This window comes from Bathymodiolus heckerae thiotrophic gill symbiont (assembly GCF_900128515.1).
Classification (GTDB): domain Bacteria; phylum Pseudomonadota; class Gammaproteobacteria; order PS1; family Pseudothioglobaceae; genus Thioglobus_A.
Genome location: NZ_FQTP01000007.1, coordinates 18070 through 37106 on the forward strand (window position 1 = coordinate 18070; position 19037 = coordinate 37106).

Consider the following 19037-nt stretch of genomic DNA (forward strand, 5'->3'; position numbering starts at 1 on the left):
CATGGAATGGGAAACAGTTATTGGTCTAGAAATTCATGCACAGCTTAGCACCAAATCTAAGATTTTTTCATCAGCATCTACTTTATTTGGTCAAGCGCCAAATTCTCAGGCATGTGCAGTTGATTTAGGCTTGCCAGGCGTCTTACCAGTGCTTAATGTTGAAGCGGTAAATAAAGCCATTAAATTTGGTCTTGCAGTAGGGGCACATATTAATCAGCGTAATATTTTTGATCGTAAAAATTACTTCTATCCTGATCTGCCTAAGGGTTATCAGATTTCACAGATGGATATTCCCATTGTTGGTGAAGGTGAAATTGAAATTACAGTCGATGGGGAAGTTAAAATTGTTGGCATTACTCGCGCACATTTAGAAGAAGATGCAGGTAAGTCAGTTCATGATATGTTTAATGAATACACCGCAGTAGATTTAAATCGAGCAGGCACACCTCTTTTAGAGATTGTGTCAGAGCCAGATATGCGCAGTGCTAAAGAAGCGGTAACGTATGCGAAGAAGATTCATTCCCTATTACAATATATTGGCATTTGTGATGGCAATATGCAAGAAGGCTCATTCCGTTGTGATGCAAACGTTTCTATTCGCCCTATTGGGCAAGAAGAATTAGGTACTCGTGCAGAGCTTAAAAATATCAACTCATTTAAATTTCTAGAGCGTGCAATCAACCTTGAAGTTGAGCGTCAGCAAGATATTTTAGAAGAGGGTGGTAGCGTTGCGCAAGAAACGCGTTTGTATGACGCAGTGAAGCATGAGACACGCTCTATGCGTTCTAAAGAAGAGGCCAATGATTATCGCTATTTCCCAGATCCTGATTTGTTACCTGTTGAAATCAGTAATGAATTAATGGCATCAATTAAAGCCAGTCTGCCTGAGCTTCCTGTTGAGAAAAAAGCACGATTTATTGCTCAGTTAGGTCTAAATGAATATGATGCTGATGTCTTAACCTCGCAAAAATCATTAGCTGATTATTTTGAAGCAACACTTGAAGATAATGAGAAAAATGCAAAATTATGTGCCAACTGGGTTATGGGTGAGTTATCTGCACTATTAAACAAGAATCAGTTGGAAATTGACCAATCTTTGGTGTCGCCTCAAGCTTTATCATTATTGGTAACACGTATTGGTGATGACACAATTTCAGGAAAAATTGCTAAGGATGTATTTAAGGCTATGTGGGAAGGTGAAGGCTCTGCGGATGAAATTATTAAATCTAAAGGTCTTAAACAAATGACAGATACAGGCGAGATTGAAGCGATTGTAGATGACACTATTGCCAACAACACAGCTCAAGTAGAGCAGTTTAAATCAGGTAATGAAAAAATCTTAGGTTTTTTTGTTGGACAAGCTATGAAAGCGACACAAGGCAAGGCTAACCCTAAATTATTAAACGAGCTACTTAGAAAGAAATTAAGTTAGGTTTAAATTAAACCAACCAAGCCAAATGCCCATTGTTGAATAAGTTTTACAATGGGCAAAATAACCGTTTGAAAAATTCCTAAAAATAATAAACCTAATAATATATACAAGCCATATGGTTCTAGTTGATCGTATTGATAAGATAGCCTAGGCGGTAATAATGAGCTTAATACTCGACCTCCATCAAGTGGTGGTAGTGGCAGTAAATTCAATACTGCCAGTAGTAAATTAATTTGGATACCGACTTGTGCCATATCCACAAAAAATTGCGAGCCGGTATTGATAGCAATAAAAATAACACCCAGCCATAAGGCGGCCATTAAAAAATTACTAATAGGTCCTGCAATAGCCACCCACAGCATATCTTGTCGGGGTGATCTTAAGGCACTAAAGTTAACCGGGACAGGTTTAGCCCATCCAAAGATAAATCCAGAAGTAAAATATAAAAAAGCAGGCACCAGAATTGTGCCTACAGGATCTATGTGTTTAATTGGATTTAGCGTGATTCTACCCATCATGCGCGCGCTATGATCGCCTAGTAGAGAGGCTACCCAGCCATGAGCAGTCTCGTGTACAGTGATTGCGAACAAGACTGGGATGGCGTAAATTAATAGTGTCTGAATATCAATCATAATAAGGTCGCTCGGGTAAAATTAGCATAATTATTTAAAACTCACACCTTCATTTTATATGAAAACTACACAGCTGTTAATTGCGACCCAAAAAGAAGCACCGAACGATGCGCAAGTTATTTCACATCAACTAATGATTCGAGCGGGATTAATCTCTAAGCTAGCTTCGGGTTTGTATTCTTATTTGCCAATGGGCGTTAGAATTCTTAAAAAGGTTGAGGCTATTATTCGTGAAGAAATGGATAAATCTGGATCTCAAGAGGTGCTAATGCCAGTAACACAACCTGCAGAGCTTTGGCAAGAGTCTGGTCGTTGGGAGCAATACGGCCCTGAATTATTAAGATTTAAAGATCGCCATGGTCGTGATTTCTGCATGGGACCAACTCATGAAGAAGTGATTACCACGATTGCAACTCAATACATCCGTAGTTATAAGCAGCTACCAATGAGTTTTTATCAAGTTCAGACTAAATTTAGAGATGAGATACGCCCTAGATTTGGGGTGATGCGTTCGCGTGAATTTATCATGAAAGATGCTTATTCTTTTCATTTAGATCAAGAGTCGTTGCAACAAACATACGACATAATGCATCAAACGTATTGCAATATTTTTGACCGTCTAGGCCTTGATTATCGCCCTGTATTGGCCGATTCAGGCTCTATTGGTGGCGATGCTTCTCATGAGTTTCATGTGTTAGCCGATAGTGGTGAAGACACTATTTGCTTTTCTGATCAGTCTAGCTATGCTGCCAACATTGAAAAAGTGGCTTTTCCTAAACAAGAGTCAAGTGCAACACCATCAGCACAGCAAGAGTCTGTTTTAACTAAGAAAAAAACCAGTATTAGTGAAGTTTCAGAATTTTTATCAGTTGATCCTTCAAGTTGTATCAAAACTTTGATTATTGTAACTTCAGCTGGTTTTAAAGCTTTGGCACTTCGGGGTGATCATGAATTAAACGAAATTAAAGCGCATAATTTATTTGGTGAATTTGAGTTGGCTTCCGATGAAGACATTAAATCGTTAGGATTGAAAAAAGGTTTTATTGGTATTAAGCAGCTTGGCATTGAATTGGTGGTTGATTATTCAGCTAGTATTTTGTGTGATTTTGTTTGTGGTGCAAACGAATGGGATCATCATCTAACTGGTGTCAATTGGCAAGATACCGAGTTTACTCAGGCAGACTTACGTAATGCTGTTGAAGGCGATGATTCACCTGATGGTAAAGGTAAGCTTGTAATCAAGCGTGGTATTGAAGTTGGGCATATTTTCCAATTAGGTACAAAGTATTCAAAAGCTATGAATGCCAATGTTATTGGTGAATCAGGTAAAGCCGTAACAACGACCATGGGTTGTTACGGCATCGGCGTAACACGCGTTATTGCCGCAACGATTGAGCAAAATTACGACGATCGTGGTATTATTTTTCCTGAATCTATTGCACCGTTCCAATTAGTTATTGTGTCAATTAACTACAACAAATCTACCCGAGTTAAAGCACTGGCTGATGATTTATATCAGTTGTGTTTAGAGGCTGGTATTGAAGTTTTATTAGATGATCGTAAAGAACGTGCCGGTATTATGTTTGCTGATTCTGAATTATTAGGTATTCCACATAGAATGGTATTGAGCGATACTCATGCGGATAATGGTAATGTTGAGTACAAAGCTAGAAACAACCCAGAAAAGTTCGAGGTGAGTTATAGCGAAGCTCTGACATTCATTCAATCAAAAATAGGCTAGTTTAAAATATGACTTGGTGGCAGTATATTATCCCTCAGCATGCATTGTCAAAGCTTATGTTTCGCTTTGCTCGACTTGAGAATGTTTGGTTAAAAAATAAATTTACTCATTGGTTTGTTAAATCTTATGGGGTTAACTTATCTGAAGCAATGCGTGAAAATGTGGAAGATTATCAACATTTTAACGATTTTTTCACGCGCGCTTTAAAACCAGGGGTGCGTGAAATAGGTGCAAGTAATATTATTTGTCCAGTTGATGGTGTAGTCTCTCAAGCAGGCAAAATAAGCCATGCTACTATTTTTCAAGCTAAAAATCATTACTATACAGTTTCTGCGTTGTTGGCTGGTGATTATCGTGCCGATCAATTTGACTCAGGCTACTTTGCCACCATCTATCTTTCCCCAAAAGATTATCATCGAATTCATATGCCGTATGATGGTAAGCTGGTCTCTATGGATTATATTCTAGGCGATTTGTTTTCTGTCAATAAGACAACTGCTGAAGGTGTAGATGATTTATTTGCTAGAAATGAGCGTGTGGTTTGTTATTTTCAAACAGAGTTTGGCTTATGTGCATTTGTTTTAGTTGGCGCTATCTTTGTTGGCTCTATGCAAACAGTTTGGGCAGGTCAGATTAACCCGCCTTATAAGAAAAAAATACAGCATTTTGACTATACAGATCAAAACATTGAGCTTAAGAAGGGCGAAGAGTTGGGTCGATTCAATATGGGCTCAACCATTGTTATGTTGATGCCAGATCAGAAGTATTGTTTGAAGTTAAATGCTGGTCAAACAGTACGTATGGGTGAGGCGTTAATCTAGTTTTGTTAACTTAACCAGCTTAATAGTTTGATCTGAAATTTGTAAAATTTCAACTAGAATTTTATCAATTTTAAGGCTGATATCGCGCTTTGGAATAGTTTGTAATTCCTCTAAAATAAGACCATTCAGTGTTTTTGCCTTAGCAACTGATAACTCGATATTAAGAGTTGTATTGAGTTCGCGTATGTTGATTCTAGGATCAACTAAATAGCTACCATCTTCTTGCAGGCTAATTTCATCAATAATTTCACTTTGATTAGAAGTAAACTGACCAACAATTTCTTCTAGAATGTCTTCAAGCACAATTAATCCACGTACTTCGCCATATTCATCAACAACAAGCCCTAAGCGTCTTTTTTCAGTTTGGAAATGCTCCAGTTGATGTGCAAGAGAAGTGCCTTCAGGTACAAAATAAGGGTCGCGTACTAAAGCCAGTACGTTATCCATGTTGAAATCACCTTTGGCATACAAGTTGACAATATCACGCATGTGTAAAACGCCAGTAATATTATCGGTGGAGCCATCATAAGTGAGTAACCGAGTGTGCTGAATGCGTTCAAATTGTTTGAGAATTTCATCTGGCTGGTTAATATCAACACTGATTAATTCATGTCTTGGAATCATAATATCTTCAACTTTAACTTTCTCAAGATCAATAATATTAAGTAGCATTTTCTGATAATTAGAAGCAATAATTGGCTTGGCATCACTGACCACCATGCGTAATTCTTCCGAGCTAATATCTTCTTGTTGATATTGGTTGTTAATACCAAATAATTTAAGAATTAGTTTGGATATTTGTGCGATAAACCAAACAAAAGGCTTAAAAATTTTAATCAGTGCGCTAATAATAATTGAAGCAGGTAGGGCGATTTTTTCTGGATTTTTGGCAGCAAATGTTTTTGGTGTGGTTTCAGCAAAAACTAAAATAACAAAAGTAAGTGCTAAAGAGGCCAATACAATTGAATCCTCTCCCCAGAGTTTAATTGCCAAGATGGTGGCAATGCTTGAGGCAAAAATATTGACAAAGTTGTTGCCTAGTAAAATAGTACCAATCAGATGGTCAGTATCTTTTAATAGTTGCTCAGTACGCCTAGCATTTTTATTGGTTTTACTCAGAGTCTTTAGACGATAACGATTAATCGCCATCATTGAAGTTTCAGTGCTGGAAAAAAAAGCTGAAGCTAGTATTAAACTAAGTAGCGTAATACTAAGCCAAAAGGTTGAAAGTGATTCCAATCAGTTGTAGAGTTAAGTAAGTTAAGTCTTAGTTTAATTTAAATGATTGAAAGCATCAAGTCCGGGGTAAATTGCTTTAGTGCCTAATTCTTCTTCGATGCGTAATAAGCGATTATATTTAGCCAAGCGATCAGAGCGAGACAAAGAGCCAGTTTTTATTTGTCCACAGCCAGTTGCTACAGCCAAATCTGCAATAGTAGTGTCTTCAGTTTCACCTGATCGATGCGACATAACCGCAGTATATCCAGCTTCAGAAGCCATTTTCATCGCAGCAAAAGTTTCAGTTAAGGTGCCAATTTGGTTAACTTTGATTAAGATTGAGTTGGCAATATTGTTGTCAATGCCTTGTTTAAGAATTTTACTATTAGTAACGAATAAATCATCACCAACAAGCTGCACTTTATCGCCAACTTTTTTCGTTAGCAAGTCCCAGCCGTCCCAGTCATTTTCATCCATACCATCTTCAATAGAGATAATTGGATAACTATCAACCCAATTTGCTAAGTAATCAACAAACTCCTCTGAAGTGAGGGATCTATTTTCAGAAACAAGGTTGTACTTACCATCTTTGTAAAATTCAGAGCTGGCTGCGTCAATACCAATAAAGATATCTTTGCCTGCTTCATAGCCTGCATTTTTAATTGCTTCTAAAATCACCTTAATGGCGTCTTCGTTAGAAGCTAAATCAGGTGCAAAACCACCTTCATCGCCAACAGAAGTGTTCATACCCTGTGCTTCTAATACTGATTTTAAGTGATGGAAAACTTCTGCGCCATAGCGAAGCGCCTCTTTGAAGTTTGGTGCACCAGCAGGAATAATCATAAACTCTTGAATATCAACACTATTATTGGCATGCTCACCACCATTGATGATGTTCATCATTGGCACAGGTAGTTTGTAGTCATCACCTTGATCAAGTGAGTCATATAGTGGCTTATTTTGTCTGTTCGCATTGGCATGTGCACTGGCTAAAGACACCGCCAAAATTGCATTAGCACCAAGGCGCGATTTAGTTTCTGTGCCATCAAGATCGATCATTGCTTGATCAATAACACTTAAATCTTCAATGCCAAAACCAATTAAGGTTTCGTTGATTTCTGTATTAACAAATTCTACCGCTTTTAAAACACCTTTACCAAGGTAGCGAGATTGATCACCATCACGAAGCTCTAAAGCTTCACGTTGGCCAGTTGAAGCGCCACTTGGTACCATAGCACTGCCCATTGTGCCATCATCTAAAATAACGTCAGCTTCAATGGTTGGATTACCTCTTGAATCAAGAATTTCTCTTGCTTTAATTTGTTTAATTTTCACGATTTTCCTGTTGTTTTTATTCAAAGAATGACTTCATTTTACCAAAAAATGAGTCTGATTCAGGGTGATGTTTTTTACTGCATGAGCCTGAAAACTCTTCCAATAAATCTTTTTGTTTTTTACTTAAATTCACAGGTGTTTCTAACTTGACCTGACAAATTAAGTCACCAGCGCTACTATGTCGAATGCCGGTAACACCTTTTCCTCTAAGTCTAAACTGCTTTCCAGTTTGAGTGCCAGATGGGATTTTAAGTTTGAGCTTGGAATTGAGTGTTGGTACTTCAATTGCACCACCTAGTGCTGCAGTGGCAAAATCAATTGGAACTTCGCAATATAAATCATTGCCATCGCGCTGAAAAATTTCGTGCATTTTGACATGAACTTCTACATATAAGTCACCATTTTGAGCGCCACGAATACCAGCTTCACCTTCACCAGTTAGACGGATGCGATTACCGGTATCAACACCTGCAGGAATTTTGACAGATAAAGTTTTTTGCTTACGCACAACACCTTGTCCACGACAAGACCCACAAGGAGATTCAATTTTTTGTCCGGCACCCGAACAGGTTGGGCAGGGGCGCTGAACAGCAAAAAATCCTTGTTGCATTTGCACCTGACCAGCGCCACCACAAGTAGGGCATGTGTTAACACTTGTTCCTGGTTTTGCACCAGTACCTGAACATGGCTCACATTTTTCATTTTTTGGAATACGAATTTTAACGGTTGTACCTTCTGCCGCTTCTTTTAAGCCTATTTCTAAGTCGTATCGTAAGTCAGATCCACGCGTGTCTGCTTGCTGCTGTCCGCCTCCAAAGATATCACCAAAGATATCACCAAAACCACCACCACCAAAACCACCAGCACCAGCGTTGCCATTTACGCCAGCATGACCAAATTGATCATAGGCTTGACGTTTTTGTTCATCAGATAAAATTGCATAGGCTTTTTGAATTTCCTTAAATTTTTCTTCTGCTTCTTCTTTATTGTCTACGTTACGATCAGGGTGATGTTTCATTGCCAGACGTTTATAAGCTTTTTTTATTTGCTTTTTGTCTGAGTTGTTATTAACACCTAAAACTTCGTAATAATCTCTTTGTGACATAACTACCTTTTTTATAAAGTTAAAAAACCCCCTTCAAATATTAACAATCTGAAGAAGGTTATTGGTTTAAATATTAAAGGGCACTTCTATAAATCCTGATGAAATTTTGCAAGCCTTCTAGGCTTATTAACAAGGCACAATTTTTTAAGTAATAGTTAATCATATTGCTGAAAAATTTAACACTGTTAATGAGCCTAGAACCCTTGCCCTTTGGGACTTAAACAAACCCTCTTAGGTAAAATAAAATAATTTGACATATGAATAACTATGTCTGCATGATTTTATTTTACCTAAGAGGGTTTGTTGTTGTCAAAAATTACCAGAATTTATAGAGGCGCCCTTAAGATTACTTGTCGTCTTTGACTTCTTCGAAATCAGCATCAACAACATCATCACCTGCGTCAGTTGCCTCAGATGCACCCTCTGCTGAGCCAGCTTTGGCTTGTGCTTTTTCAGCTAACGGTTGGGCCTTTTCAGTTAATGCTTGTGATTTAGCATCAATCTCATCTTTATCATCTGTCTTCATTGCTTCTTCTAACTCTACAATTGCAGCTTCGATAGAAGTTTTTTCATCTTCAGAAACTTCTTTTTTAAGATCTTCTAATGCTTGCTTAGTTGAGTGAATTAAAGAATCAGCCATGTTTCTAGAGGTAACCAATTCTTGGAATTTTTTATCTTCATCTGCATGCACTTCAGCATCTTTAATCATCTTTTCAACTTCTTCATCACTTAAGCCACTTGATGCTTTAATGGTAATTGATTGTTCTTTGCCTGTGTTTTTGTCTTTGGCAGAAACATTCAAAATACCATCAGAGTCAATATCAAGTGTTACTTCGATTTGAGGCTGACCCTTAGGTGCGTTATCAATACCTTCTAAATTGAATTGACCAAGTGACTTATTGCCACTTGCAATTTCACGCTCACCTTGTAATACATGTACAGTTACCGCTGACTGATTGTCTGCCGCTGTTGAGAAAATTTGCGACGCATTGGTAGGAATAGTTGTATTTTTTTCGATTAGCTTGGTCATAACACCACCCATGGTTTCAATACCTAGAGACAATGGGGTAACGTCTAGTAACAATACATCTTTGACTTCGCCACCTAATACACCTGCTTGAATCGCTGCACCCATAGCGACTGCTTCGTCTGGGTTGACGTCTTTCTTAGGCTCTTTGCCGAAGAATTCTTTAACCTTTTCTTGTACCTTAGGCATACGTGTTGAGCCACCAACAATGATTACTTCATCAATATCGCTAGCTGAAAGGTCAGCATCATCAAGTGCCACCTGACATGGGTCAATCGTACGCTTAATAAGATCTTCTACTAATGACTCTAATTTAGAGCGAGTAATTTTGATGTTCATGTGTTTTGGACCTGAAGCATCAGCAGTTACATACGGAAGATTTACTTCTGTTTGCTCTGAAGATGACAACTCAATTTTAGCTTTTTCTGCCGCTTCTTTTAAGCGTTGAAGTGCCATTGGGTCATTCTTAAGATTAACACCTTGTTCTTTCTCAAACTCATCAACTAAATAGTTAATAATGCGCTGATCAAAGTCTTCACCACCTAGGAATGTATCACCATTAGTTGACAATACTTCAAAGTGCTTTTCACCATCAATATCTTCCATTTCAATGATTGATACATCAAATGTACCACCACCTAAGTCATATACCGCAACGGTTTTATCACCGACTAATTTATCAACACCATAAGCTAGTGCTGCCGCTGTTGGCTCGTTAATAATACGTTTAACGGTTAATCCAGCAATCTTTCCTGCATCTTTTGTTGCTTGACGCTGTGAATCGTTAAAGTAAGCTGGAACAGTAATAACTGCTTCTGTTACTGTTTCACCCAGGTAGTCTTCAGCAGTTTTCTTCATCTTGCCGATAACTTTTGCTGAAATCTCAGGTGCTGCCATTTTTGTACCATTTACCTCAACCCAAGCATCGCCATTGTCAGCTTTGACAATTTTGTACGGCACCAAGTCAATGTCTTTTTGTACGGCATCTTCGTCAAAACGACGACCAATTAAACGCTTGATTGCATACAATGTGTTTTCAGCATTTGTAACTGCTTGACGCTTGGCTGATTGACCTACTAAAACTTCTTCTGAATCTTTTGGAAAAGCAATGATTGATGGGGTAGTGCGATCACCCTCTGAATTTTCAATAATTTTAACTTTGCCGCCTTCCATGATAGCGACACATGAGTTTGTTGTCCCTAAGTCAATTCCGATAATTTTTGACATTTTTTACCCCTTGTATTTGATATACACCCTATATAGGGATAAGAGTTTTTATTTCAAGCGGCAATTAGGAAAAAATTTACAGGCGTTGTTTAAGCAGTGTTTCTACAGATTTAGGTACAAAGTGACTAATATCACCGCCTAGGCTAAGAATCTCTCGAACCAAAGAGGATGAGATGTTGGCGTATTGCTCCGCTGGTGTCATAAATAAAGTTTCAATTTCAGGATTAAGGTGCTTGTTCATGCCAGAAAGTTGAAATTCATATTCAAAATCGCTCACTGCTCGCAGGCCACGCAAAATCACTTGAGCATTTTGTGCTTTGGCAAAATCAACCAGCAGTGTGTTAAAGCTCATAACTTTAATATTTCTAACATTACTGAGTGTTTTTCCAGCAATACTAATACGATCTTCAATACTTAAAAAAGCAAATTTTTTACTATTTTGAGTAATACCGATAATAACCTCATCAAACAGCTTGCTAGCACGCTTGATTAAATCAATATGGCCATTGGTAATTGGATCAAACGAGCCAGGATAAATTGCAATTCTTTTTGTCATAATAAGCTCATAATACCTCAATTAAGCAATAATGCACCTGTCCTGAGTGTTTTTGTTTGTTGATTTTGAATTTTTGTGAAATTTTCTCAGATAAGAATAATTCGGTTATTTCAAATTCAGACTCTAGATAAATACAACAGCCTGAAGTTAAAAAATCACCCAAAGATAGCTGTCTTAAGGATTTTTCAAGCAGTTTTTGATGAAAAGGTGGGTCTAAGAGGATGAAATCGAACTTTTTAGTGGATTTATGGCGTAAAAAATCCAGCGCATCGGTATGAATGAACTGGATTTTGTCAGATTTCAATAATTTTCGATTTTTTATTAGACTTTGAAATGCTTGTAAATCTTTTTCAATGCCAAGCACATGGCCTGCACCTCTAGAGAGTGCTTCAAAGCTTAGTGCACCACTACCTGAAAATAAATCTAAAAATTTTTTGTTACTAGATTTGAACTGAATCCAGTTGAACAAGGTTTCTCGAACTTTGTTTGGAGTGGGTCTTAGCCCTGGTGCATCTAGAAAATTAAATTTTCTGCCTCGATGTGTGCCACCAATTATTTGAAAATTATTGGTGACCGTATTCAAAGACTACTTGCGATATGCGTCGTAAGATTCTTGCAGTTCTTTTTTGGCTTGTTTGGCATCACCCCAGCCGTCAATCTTAACCCATTTGCCATCGTCTAAATCTTTATAGTAACGGAAAAAATGCTCGATTTGGTCTTTGAGTGTTGCGCCAACATCATCAATACATTTAATATCATGATACGATTTGCATAATTTATCTGTTGGCACTGCCAAGATTTTTGAATCTCTACCAGCTTCATCTGTCATTAGTAATACACCAATTGGACGTACGGTAATGACTGAATCATGAATTAATGGGTAAGGTGTAATTACCAATACGTCAGCAGGATCACCATCATCTGCCAATGTCTCAGGTACGAAACCGTAGTTACATGGGTAGAACATCGGTGTAGAAATAAAACGATCAACAAACATGGCACCTGTTTCCTTGTCAATTTCATATTTAACCGGTGATGAATTTGCCGGAATTTCAATAATTACATTTACCTCTTCAGGTAGATTTCCTGCTGATACGGGTTTAAGACTGTTTTGCATTTTTCAACTCCTCTTTTAAAATGTCATGGCGCCAACCGCTAAGAAATTTAACGCTTTGGTCGCCACGAATATATTTCATTAATGTTTTGCCATTAGCGATCAATGTTTCGTCTAGATTATACTGAACTGCAATATTTTGGATGAGTTTTTGTAATTGGTTTTTTTGTTGTTTTTCACTTTTGCTTGGCGGTTGATGGCTAGTGACCTCAATACGTGTATCGACCAGTTGTGAATGCTGAGATAAAAACTCATTAAAAATAGCTTTGGCTTGGTCGGATAATTTTGTTTTGTTAAGGCAATAGTCAATCAATTTTTCATCTGCCATAATCCATTTTCTTGGTTTATTTTTAGCGACAGCCTGAGACTCTCTCCAAGCAGCCAATTGCGCTGCTTTTTGATGAGTGCTTTTGGGTAGTTTTGATAAGCCTTTTATTTTTTGCCAGGCTTGATCAAAATTTGGCAAGTATAGGCTGATATCAGATAAATCATGGCCATCGGCCATTAGCCAGTCTAGCTTATTCTCGATAATTAATTGTTCAAGTAGTTGCGTGTAATTCTTAAGTAAATAACGCACATCGTCCAATGCATATTCAATGGCTTCTTCTGGCAAAGGGCGCATGGTCCAATCGAGTCTTGTGTAGGCCTTATCTAAAGCCACTCCTTGTAAGATTCCAGTAATTTTTTGATAAGATATTTGTGCAGGATGATTGAGAAAGTGCGCAGCAATTTGAGTATCGAATAATTGATGTGGCAAGCGATCAGATAAATAATATAAGGCCTCAATATCTTGACGAGCAGAATGCACAATCCACACAGTGTCAGCTTTGTATAGTTTTTCGAATAAAGGTTCTAAATTCTCAATAGCGAGTATATCGATGCAATCGATTGCACTTTTCGTGGCAATTTGTACCAAGCATAAAATAGGATAAAAGGTATCAACACGCTTGAATTCAGTATCAATGGCTAAATGAGTGTGCGATTTAATAGAGTTTAGAAAATCACCTAGTTGCTGGTCGGTTTGAATCATTGTTGTATTTTAGCAACAAGTAGCCATATGGCGGCGTTATTTATGAGATAATTCAGCCAAATTAGTCAATAACGAATAATAAGCATATGACATATCGTCAGCATACAAACTTCATTAAAACCCCGCCCGCTTGGTTTTGGACATCAATTTTTTTATTGTCTATTTCAGGTACATTTTATTTAGGCCTTAATCCTGAACTCATTGGCGAATGGTGGGGCTATTTGGTAGGCTATAATATTAACTTAAGTATTATCGCTATTTATTATATTATTGCTGATATTACTCGTTTAAAACGAGAAATGGGTGATGATATTATTGGCTCAAAATTCACTTGGTCGTTTATTAAAATTGTACCAATGCTGGTGATTATTCCAATACTGTCATTTTATATGTTTTCTTTTCAAACCATTCAAAATAACGTTGAAGACTCTGAAAAAACCTTTGATATTTTTAGCGAAAACTTTATTCAACAAGTTGACAGTCTTTATGAAGGCGTGCAAGAGGTTAGAAATGAGCGTTATACACAACAAACAAAGCGTTTATTAACCTTGATTACCTCTTTTGGTGACTTTAAAAAAGATGCAGATAATTACCAATCAAGTATGCAAATATTTTTAGATGGATTGATTGATAAGGGCTGGGCTTGCCAAATTACTTTGTTTGACGATAAGGAAGAGGTTATTGCCAAGACAGCTGATATTTCTAATTGTATGGCAGTTGAAGATCAGCCGTTACCAGGCTCTCAGCCTCGTACGATTAATGAGGACGCCTCTACAAACGTTATCCAAGTAAAAATGTCAACGCGCTATTTAAGTCGTGCCGCAGATAAAAACTTCTTTGTTGTCGATGCGGTTTATGCGGCAGATCCAGGTTTATTAGGCTTTTTATCTCAGGTTGAAAATTTCACCCAAAGAACCAAAAATATTGATTTTGATTTAAATACTTCGATTACTCAAAAACGTTTCATGATTGATTTTTCTTCAACGGTGCTACTGGCTGTTCTTAGTGCCTTGATGCTGGTATTTCGTATGATTGAAAAACTCATGAAACCACTTAACAATTTGTCCATTGCTACTCGAGAAATTGCTAAAGGTAACTACGATGTTCGTATTGAGCAAAGTAAGAATAGTGATGATGTGCGCTTGTTGATTGAGCAATTTAACATTATGTCTAGCCAAATTAAAGCCTCTAAAGAAGGACTGGATACACACAATTTGTATTTAGAAACCATTTTGAAATATTCGTATGGCGTTATTGCTTTAGATCAGAATAGAAATATCCGTTTGATCAATCCAATTATTGGTGAAATGTTTAATATCAATGATGAGCAATCTTTTGTTGGTCATAGTTGTGATGAAATCTCTAAGAAGCATGTTGAGCTAAGCCCTTTATTTGTATTAACTACAGATAAATTTAAAGCAGAAAATAGCGAGTGGAATGAGGAGTTAGAGCTAACTTTGGCAGATCGTCATTTATTGTTATCGTGCCAAGGTGCCATGCTTGAAAATAATAACAAAACACTGGGCTATGTTATTATTATTAAGGATATTTCCAAGCTTAATCGTGCGCAGAAAAAAGCCGCCTGGGGCGAGGTTGCTATACGCATGGCACATGAAATTAAGAATCCATTAACCCCAATTTTGCTGTCGGCACAACGCTTGCGTAATCGTTTTATGGACTCTTTGCAAGATCGAGATTTGGAGGTGATTGACAAAACCACTAACACTATTATTGACCAAGTTAAATCTATGGATATGATGGTGAGTGCTTTTGCAGACTACGCTAATACGCCTCAAATTGAACGTAAATTAAGTAATTTAAATACCATTATTAATCAGTCAATTTCTTTGTATGATGCCCAACAAGATTTAAATATCAGCTTTAATTTGTCTAGTGATATTCCACCATTGTTACTTGATCCGACTAGTCTTTCAAGGGTGTTAATCAATTTAGTTAAAAATTCAGCCGAATCTTCTTTAAGAAGCAATATTACGGTTAATATTGTTACGGAGTATCTTGCTGATAAAGGTTTGGTGCGTTTGAGTGTGACTGATGACGGAGAAGGTTTTAATAAGGATGTATTAGATCGAGTATTTGAACCTTATGTTACTACCAAGGTCAAAGGTAGTGGCCTGGGTATGGCGATTGTGCAAAATATTATTGAACAACATGATGCACGTATATTCGCATCTAATGTAAAACCACATGGTGCTAAAGTCACCATTGAATTTGATTACCAAGTTTAGAAAAGAGGAATGGAAATGAACAGTGTAAATATAATCGGAAAAATTCTTATTATTGATGATGAAAGTATCAATGCAGAAACTATGATGGACACTTTGGAAGATGTTAATTATCAGGTGAGTTTGGCAGCTAACGCCCAAGAAGCCAAAAGTTTAATTCAAATCCAGACATTTGATTTAGTGATGATGGATGTTTGGATGCCGGGTCAAGACGGTATGTCATTATTAGAAGAGTGGATTAACGAGGGTTTTACAACGCCCATTGTGATGATGTCTGGCCATGCTGAGCATAAGGATGTGATTAAAGCAATCAAACTTGGTGCGGTTGATTTTTTGAAAAAACCACTGCATGATATTTTACCATTAGTGCGTAAGTTTTTGTCTGATCAAGCTGTTAAAAAAGACCAAAATGCTATCACTGGGATTGATTTTGATACGCCATTAAAAGTGGCTAGAAATGTATTTGAAAAAGAATACTTTAATCATCACTTGCAGGAGAATAATCATAATATTGCAGCTGTGGCTGCTAAGGCAGGTTTGGAGCGTACTACGCTGTATCGAAAACTTAAAGATCTAGGTATTGACAAAAATAAGGCTTAACGATGAAAATTTTAATTTTAGGTGCAGGTCAAGTTGGCTCCACACTGGCTAAATATTTAAGCGAAGATAAAGATAATGACATTACCATTGTTGATACAGACGAGACTAATTTGCTCGATATTCAGCGCCATTTAGATATTAAAACCGTTTGTGGCAATGGCTCTTATCCGAACATTTTAGAAGAGGCAGATATTAAAAATATGGACATGGTAATCGCGGTAACCAGGTCTGATGAAGGTAATATGCTTGCTTGTCAGATGGCTCATACGCTTTATCAAGTTGATAAAAAAATTGCTCGAGTACGTACCGCGGAATACTTGCATCGTAAGGAGTTGTTTTCTGATGATGCTATTCCTATCGACTTTATTATTACGCCTGAAGGCCTAGTAACAAATTATATTAAGCGTGTGGTTGAAGAGCCAGGCGCTGAGCAGGTATTTGAATTTGAAAATGGTTTAGTGCAATTAGTTGAAACTAGGGCTTATGCAGGCACCCCAATTGTGGGCCATTCTATTAAAGAGTTGCACAAGCATTTGCCAAATATTAATATGCGTATTGTTAGTTTGTATCGTAATAGTCAAGCTATTCCTGCTTATGGCGATACCGTGATTAAAGACGGTGATCGGGTTTATTTTGTGACCAAGAGAGAGAGTGTTTCCAAGGTTTTAAAAGAATTTAGACGACTTGATAGGGCTTATAAAAATATCATCATTGCAGGTGGTGGCCGTATTGGTCTTAATTTAGCTAAACATTTAGAGAAAAATCATCGTGTACGAATTATTGAAAAAAACAAGGATCGAGTTAAAGAGCTTGCAGATGAGCTTGATGATGTATTAGTATTACGCGGTAATGCTTCTGATGAGGAGTTGCTATTAGAAGAGGGTATCGAAAATACTGATTTATTTTTAGCACTAACTGATTCTGATGAAATTAACGTAATCGTCTCTATTTTGGCAAAGCGCTTAGGGGCACATAAAACTATTGCCCTGGTTAAGCGTAATGTTTATGAAGATTTAGCAGAGCAAAGTGAAGATGTCGATATGGTAATTTCCCCTGACCAAATTACCACTAGTGGTATTTTGGCACACATCCGCAAGGGCGACACGATGATGGTGCATTCTTTGCGCCAAGGCAAGTCTGAAGCGATTGAGGTGGTTGTTCATGGCGATAAAAATCATTCAGATGTTGTTGGAAGAAGTATTGGGCAAATTAGCCTGCCAGATGGTGTAGTAGTTGGTTCAATAGTGCGTAATAATAAAGTAATCATGGGCTCTAGAAAATTAGTGATTGAAGAGGGTGATCATGTATTGTTAGTACTCACTGATGTTAATAAAATCCATGAAGTTGAAGAGTTATTCGAAGGTTATTTTGATTAAAACTAGATTTAATTAGGAAATATTATGCAGTTTAGTATTGTATTTAAAACCATCGGCTTATTGTTAATGGTGTTTAGTTTGACTCAGTTGCCACCAATTGTGGTTGATGTTATTTATCAGCAGAATGAGACGCCATCCTTTATAGCAGCATTCGCACTTACTTTTTTAAGTGGCTTATTGCTATATTTACCCTTTAGAAAATCAACTAAAGATTTTAGAATTCGCGAAGGCGTTTTGGTCGTGGTGAGTTTTTGGTTTGTTTTATCGCTGTTTGCAACTACGCCTTTTCTGCTTTCAGAATCTTTAAGAATGACTTTCTCTGATGCATTTTTTGAATCAATGTCAGGTCTTACTACTACAGGTGCTACGGTATTGTCAGGATTGGATGATCTGCCGATGGCAATTTTGTACTATCGTCAACAACTACAATGGTTAGGTGGCATGGGAATTATTGTACTGGCCGTGGCTATTTTACCAATGCTTGGCGTGGGCGGTATGGAGCTTTATCATGCTGAGTCTAGCGGTATTTCTAAAGATCGACTCACCCCAAAATTAACTCAAACAGCCAAAGCTTTATGGAAAATTTATCTAAGCTTCACCGTGATTTGTGCAGTGGCTTATTATTTGGCAGGCATGGATATTTTTGATGCGATTGGGCACAGTTATACAACGGTTGCAATTGGTGGATTTTCTACACATGATTTGTCCATCGGTTATTTTGATTCTATTGCAATTGAATCGGTTGCTGTGATATTCATGTTCTTAGCCGGCATTAACTTTTCACTGCACTTTTTTGTTTGGCGCAAGAAAAACGTACTAGCATTTTTCCAGGATTCTGAATTTCAAACTTATTTGTTAATGCTGAGCGTTTTGATTGTGTTAGTTGCCATGTTCTTGCTGGATAGTGGTCAATACCAAACAGCACAAGAAGCATTACGCTATGGTATTTTCCAGAGTGTTTCAATGGCAACCACCACTGGATTTGCCTCAACTAATTTCTCATTATGGCCGTTGATATTACCAGTTATGCTTATTTTTGCCAGTTTTATTGGTGCTTGTGCCGGTTCAACAGGTGGCGGTATTAAAGTGGTTAGAGTGTTACTAATGTTTAAGTTAGCAATGAAAGAGATTAAGAAATTCATTCATCCGAATGCGCAAATCAATATTAAGCTTAATCGACGTAGTGTGGACGAAAGCACCCTGATTTCAGTTTGGGGTTTTTTCTCACTTTATGTGATTGCTTTTATTTTAATTATGGTGGCATTAATGTTCACTGGTATGGATCAAGTAACAAGCTTTTCTGCAACCGCAGCCAGTATCAATAATTTGGGCCCTGGTTTGGGTGATGTGGCACAAAATTACGGCTCAATTAGTGAGAGTGCTAAATGGATTTTAAGTTTTTCAATGTTGTTAGGGCGTTTGGAAATCTTAACACTGATGGCGCTACTTCATAAAGCTTTCTGGCGTTTTTAAAATTATATGATAAACAATACAAGCATTCCTTTTCAAACTATAGATTGGAGTAGTGTTCCACGTACTGAACATGCTGGAGAAACGGGTATGGCTTATTGGCAGACGAT

General features: G+C 37.4%; 16 protein-coding genes and 1 pseudogene. 8 read left to right on the forward strand and 9 right to left on the reverse strand.

Annotated features, from left to right (window positions below; genetic code table 11):
* Position 1: 1 nt before the first annotated feature.
* Positions 2-1432 carry an Asp-tRNA(Asn)/Glu-tRNA(Gln) amidotransferase subunit GatB gene (gatB, locus tag BTHERMOSOX_RS01825; protein WP_138118841.1) on the forward strand — a complete coding sequence of 477 codons (1431 nt, stop codon included), beginning with the start codon at positions 2-4 and terminating at the stop codon, positions 1430-1432.
* Positions 1433-1434: 2 nt separating this feature from the next.
* On the opposite strand, the gene BTHERMOSOX_RS01830 is transcribed toward gatB, so the two are convergent.
* Positions 1435-2064, reverse strand: coding sequence for a site-2 protease family protein (locus BTHERMOSOX_RS01830; RefSeq protein WP_138118843.1), 630 nt, complete (start codon positions 2062-2064; stop codon positions 1435-1437).
* A 58-nt stretch (positions 2065-2122) separates the two neighbouring features.
* On the opposite strand from BTHERMOSOX_RS01830, the gene BTHERMOSOX_RS01835 reads away from it, so the two are divergent.
* The gene (locus tag BTHERMOSOX_RS01835; protein ID WP_138118845.1) at positions 2123-3805 is read left to right on the forward strand and encodes a proline--tRNA ligase; all 1683 of its coding nucleotides are present in this window, start codon (positions 2123-2125) and stop codon (positions 3803-3805) included.
* A gap of 8 nt (positions 3806-3813) precedes the next feature.
* Positions 3814-4626 carry an archaetidylserine decarboxylase gene (asd, locus tag BTHERMOSOX_RS01840; RefSeq protein WP_249360576.1) on the forward strand — a complete coding sequence of 271 codons (813 nt, stop codon included), beginning with the start codon at positions 3814-3816 and terminating at the stop codon, positions 4624-4626.
* On the opposite strand, the gene BTHERMOSOX_RS01845 is transcribed toward asd, so the two are convergent.
* The 8 genes from BTHERMOSOX_RS01845 to BTHERMOSOX_RS01880 all read right to left on the reverse strand — a co-directional run bounded on the left by BTHERMOSOX_RS01845 (position 4618) and on the right by BTHERMOSOX_RS01880 (position 13238).
* Positions 4618-5865, reverse strand: a complete 1248-nt coding sequence (locus BTHERMOSOX_RS01845) for an HlyC/CorC family transporter (protein WP_138118847.1) — start codon at positions 5863-5865, stop codon at positions 4618-4620. The two genes, asd and BTHERMOSOX_RS01845, sit on opposite strands and share 9 nt — an antisense overlap.
* 33 nt (positions 5866-5898) lie before the next feature.
* Entirely contained in the window at positions 5899-7179 is a 1281-nt protein-coding gene (eno, locus tag BTHERMOSOX_RS01850) for a phosphopyruvate hydratase (RefSeq protein WP_138118849.1), read from the reverse strand.
* A gap of 16 nt (positions 7180-7195) precedes the next feature.
* A complete protein-coding gene (gene dnaJ / locus BTHERMOSOX_RS01855; protein WP_138118851.1) occupies positions 7196-8284 on the reverse strand; it encodes a molecular chaperone DnaJ in 1089 nt (362 codons plus the stop codon).
* Between the two features lie 346 nt (positions 8285-8630).
* Complete coding sequence (dnaK, locus tag BTHERMOSOX_RS01860; RefSeq protein ID WP_138118853.1) at positions 8631-10538, reverse strand: molecular chaperone DnaK; 1908 nt, start codon at positions 10536-10538, stop codon at positions 8631-8633.
* A gap of 76 nt (positions 10539-10614) precedes the next feature.
* Entirely contained in the window at positions 10615-11094 is a 480-nt protein-coding gene (coaD, locus tag BTHERMOSOX_RS01865; protein ID WP_138118855.1) for a pantetheine-phosphate adenylyltransferase, read from the reverse strand.
* Positions 11095-11101: 7 nt separating this feature from the next.
* A complete protein-coding gene (rsmD, locus tag BTHERMOSOX_RS01870; protein WP_138118857.1) occupies positions 11102-11677 on the reverse strand; it encodes a 16S rRNA (guanine(966)-N(2))-methyltransferase RsmD in 576 nt (191 codons plus the stop codon).
* 3 nt (positions 11678-11680) lie between these two features.
* A complete protein-coding gene (gene ppa / locus BTHERMOSOX_RS01875; RefSeq protein WP_138118859.1) occupies positions 11681-12211 on the reverse strand; it encodes an inorganic diphosphatase in 531 nt (176 codons plus the stop codon).
* On the reverse strand, positions 12195-13238 hold the full coding sequence (locus BTHERMOSOX_RS01880; protein ID WP_138118861.1) for a ribonuclease D: 1044 nt from the start codon (positions 13236-13238) through the stop codon (positions 12195-12197). The genes ppa and BTHERMOSOX_RS01880 overlap by 17 nt, the downstream gene beginning before the upstream one ends.
* Before the next feature lie 86 nt (positions 13239-13324).
* On the opposite strand from BTHERMOSOX_RS01880, the gene BTHERMOSOX_RS01885 reads away from it, so the two are divergent.
* The 5 genes and pseudogenes from BTHERMOSOX_RS01885 to BTHERMOSOX_RS12035 all read left to right on the forward strand — a co-directional run.
* Positions 13325-15484, forward strand: coding sequence for a sensor histidine kinase (locus BTHERMOSOX_RS01885; protein WP_138118863.1), 2160 nt, complete (start codon positions 13325-13327; stop codon positions 15482-15484).
* A 15-nt stretch (positions 15485-15499) separates the two neighbouring features.
* Complete coding sequence (locus tag BTHERMOSOX_RS01890) at positions 15500-16081, forward strand: response regulator (RefSeq protein ID WP_138118865.1); 582 nt, start codon at positions 15500-15502, stop codon at positions 16079-16081.
* 2 nt (positions 16082-16083) lie between these two features.
* Complete coding sequence (gene trkA, locus BTHERMOSOX_RS01895; RefSeq protein ID WP_138118867.1) at positions 16084-17457, forward strand: Trk system potassium transporter TrkA; 1374 nt, start codon at positions 16084-16086, stop codon at positions 17455-17457.
* Between the two features lie 24 nt (positions 17458-17481).
* Positions 17482-18930, forward strand: a complete 1449-nt coding sequence (locus BTHERMOSOX_RS01900; protein ID WP_138118868.1) for a TrkH family potassium uptake protein — start codon at positions 17482-17484, stop codon at positions 18928-18930.
* Between the two features lie 6 nt (positions 18931-18936).
* A pseudogene (locus BTHERMOSOX_RS12035) lies at positions 18937-19037 on the forward strand (DHCW motif cupin fold protein); the annotation flags it as partial.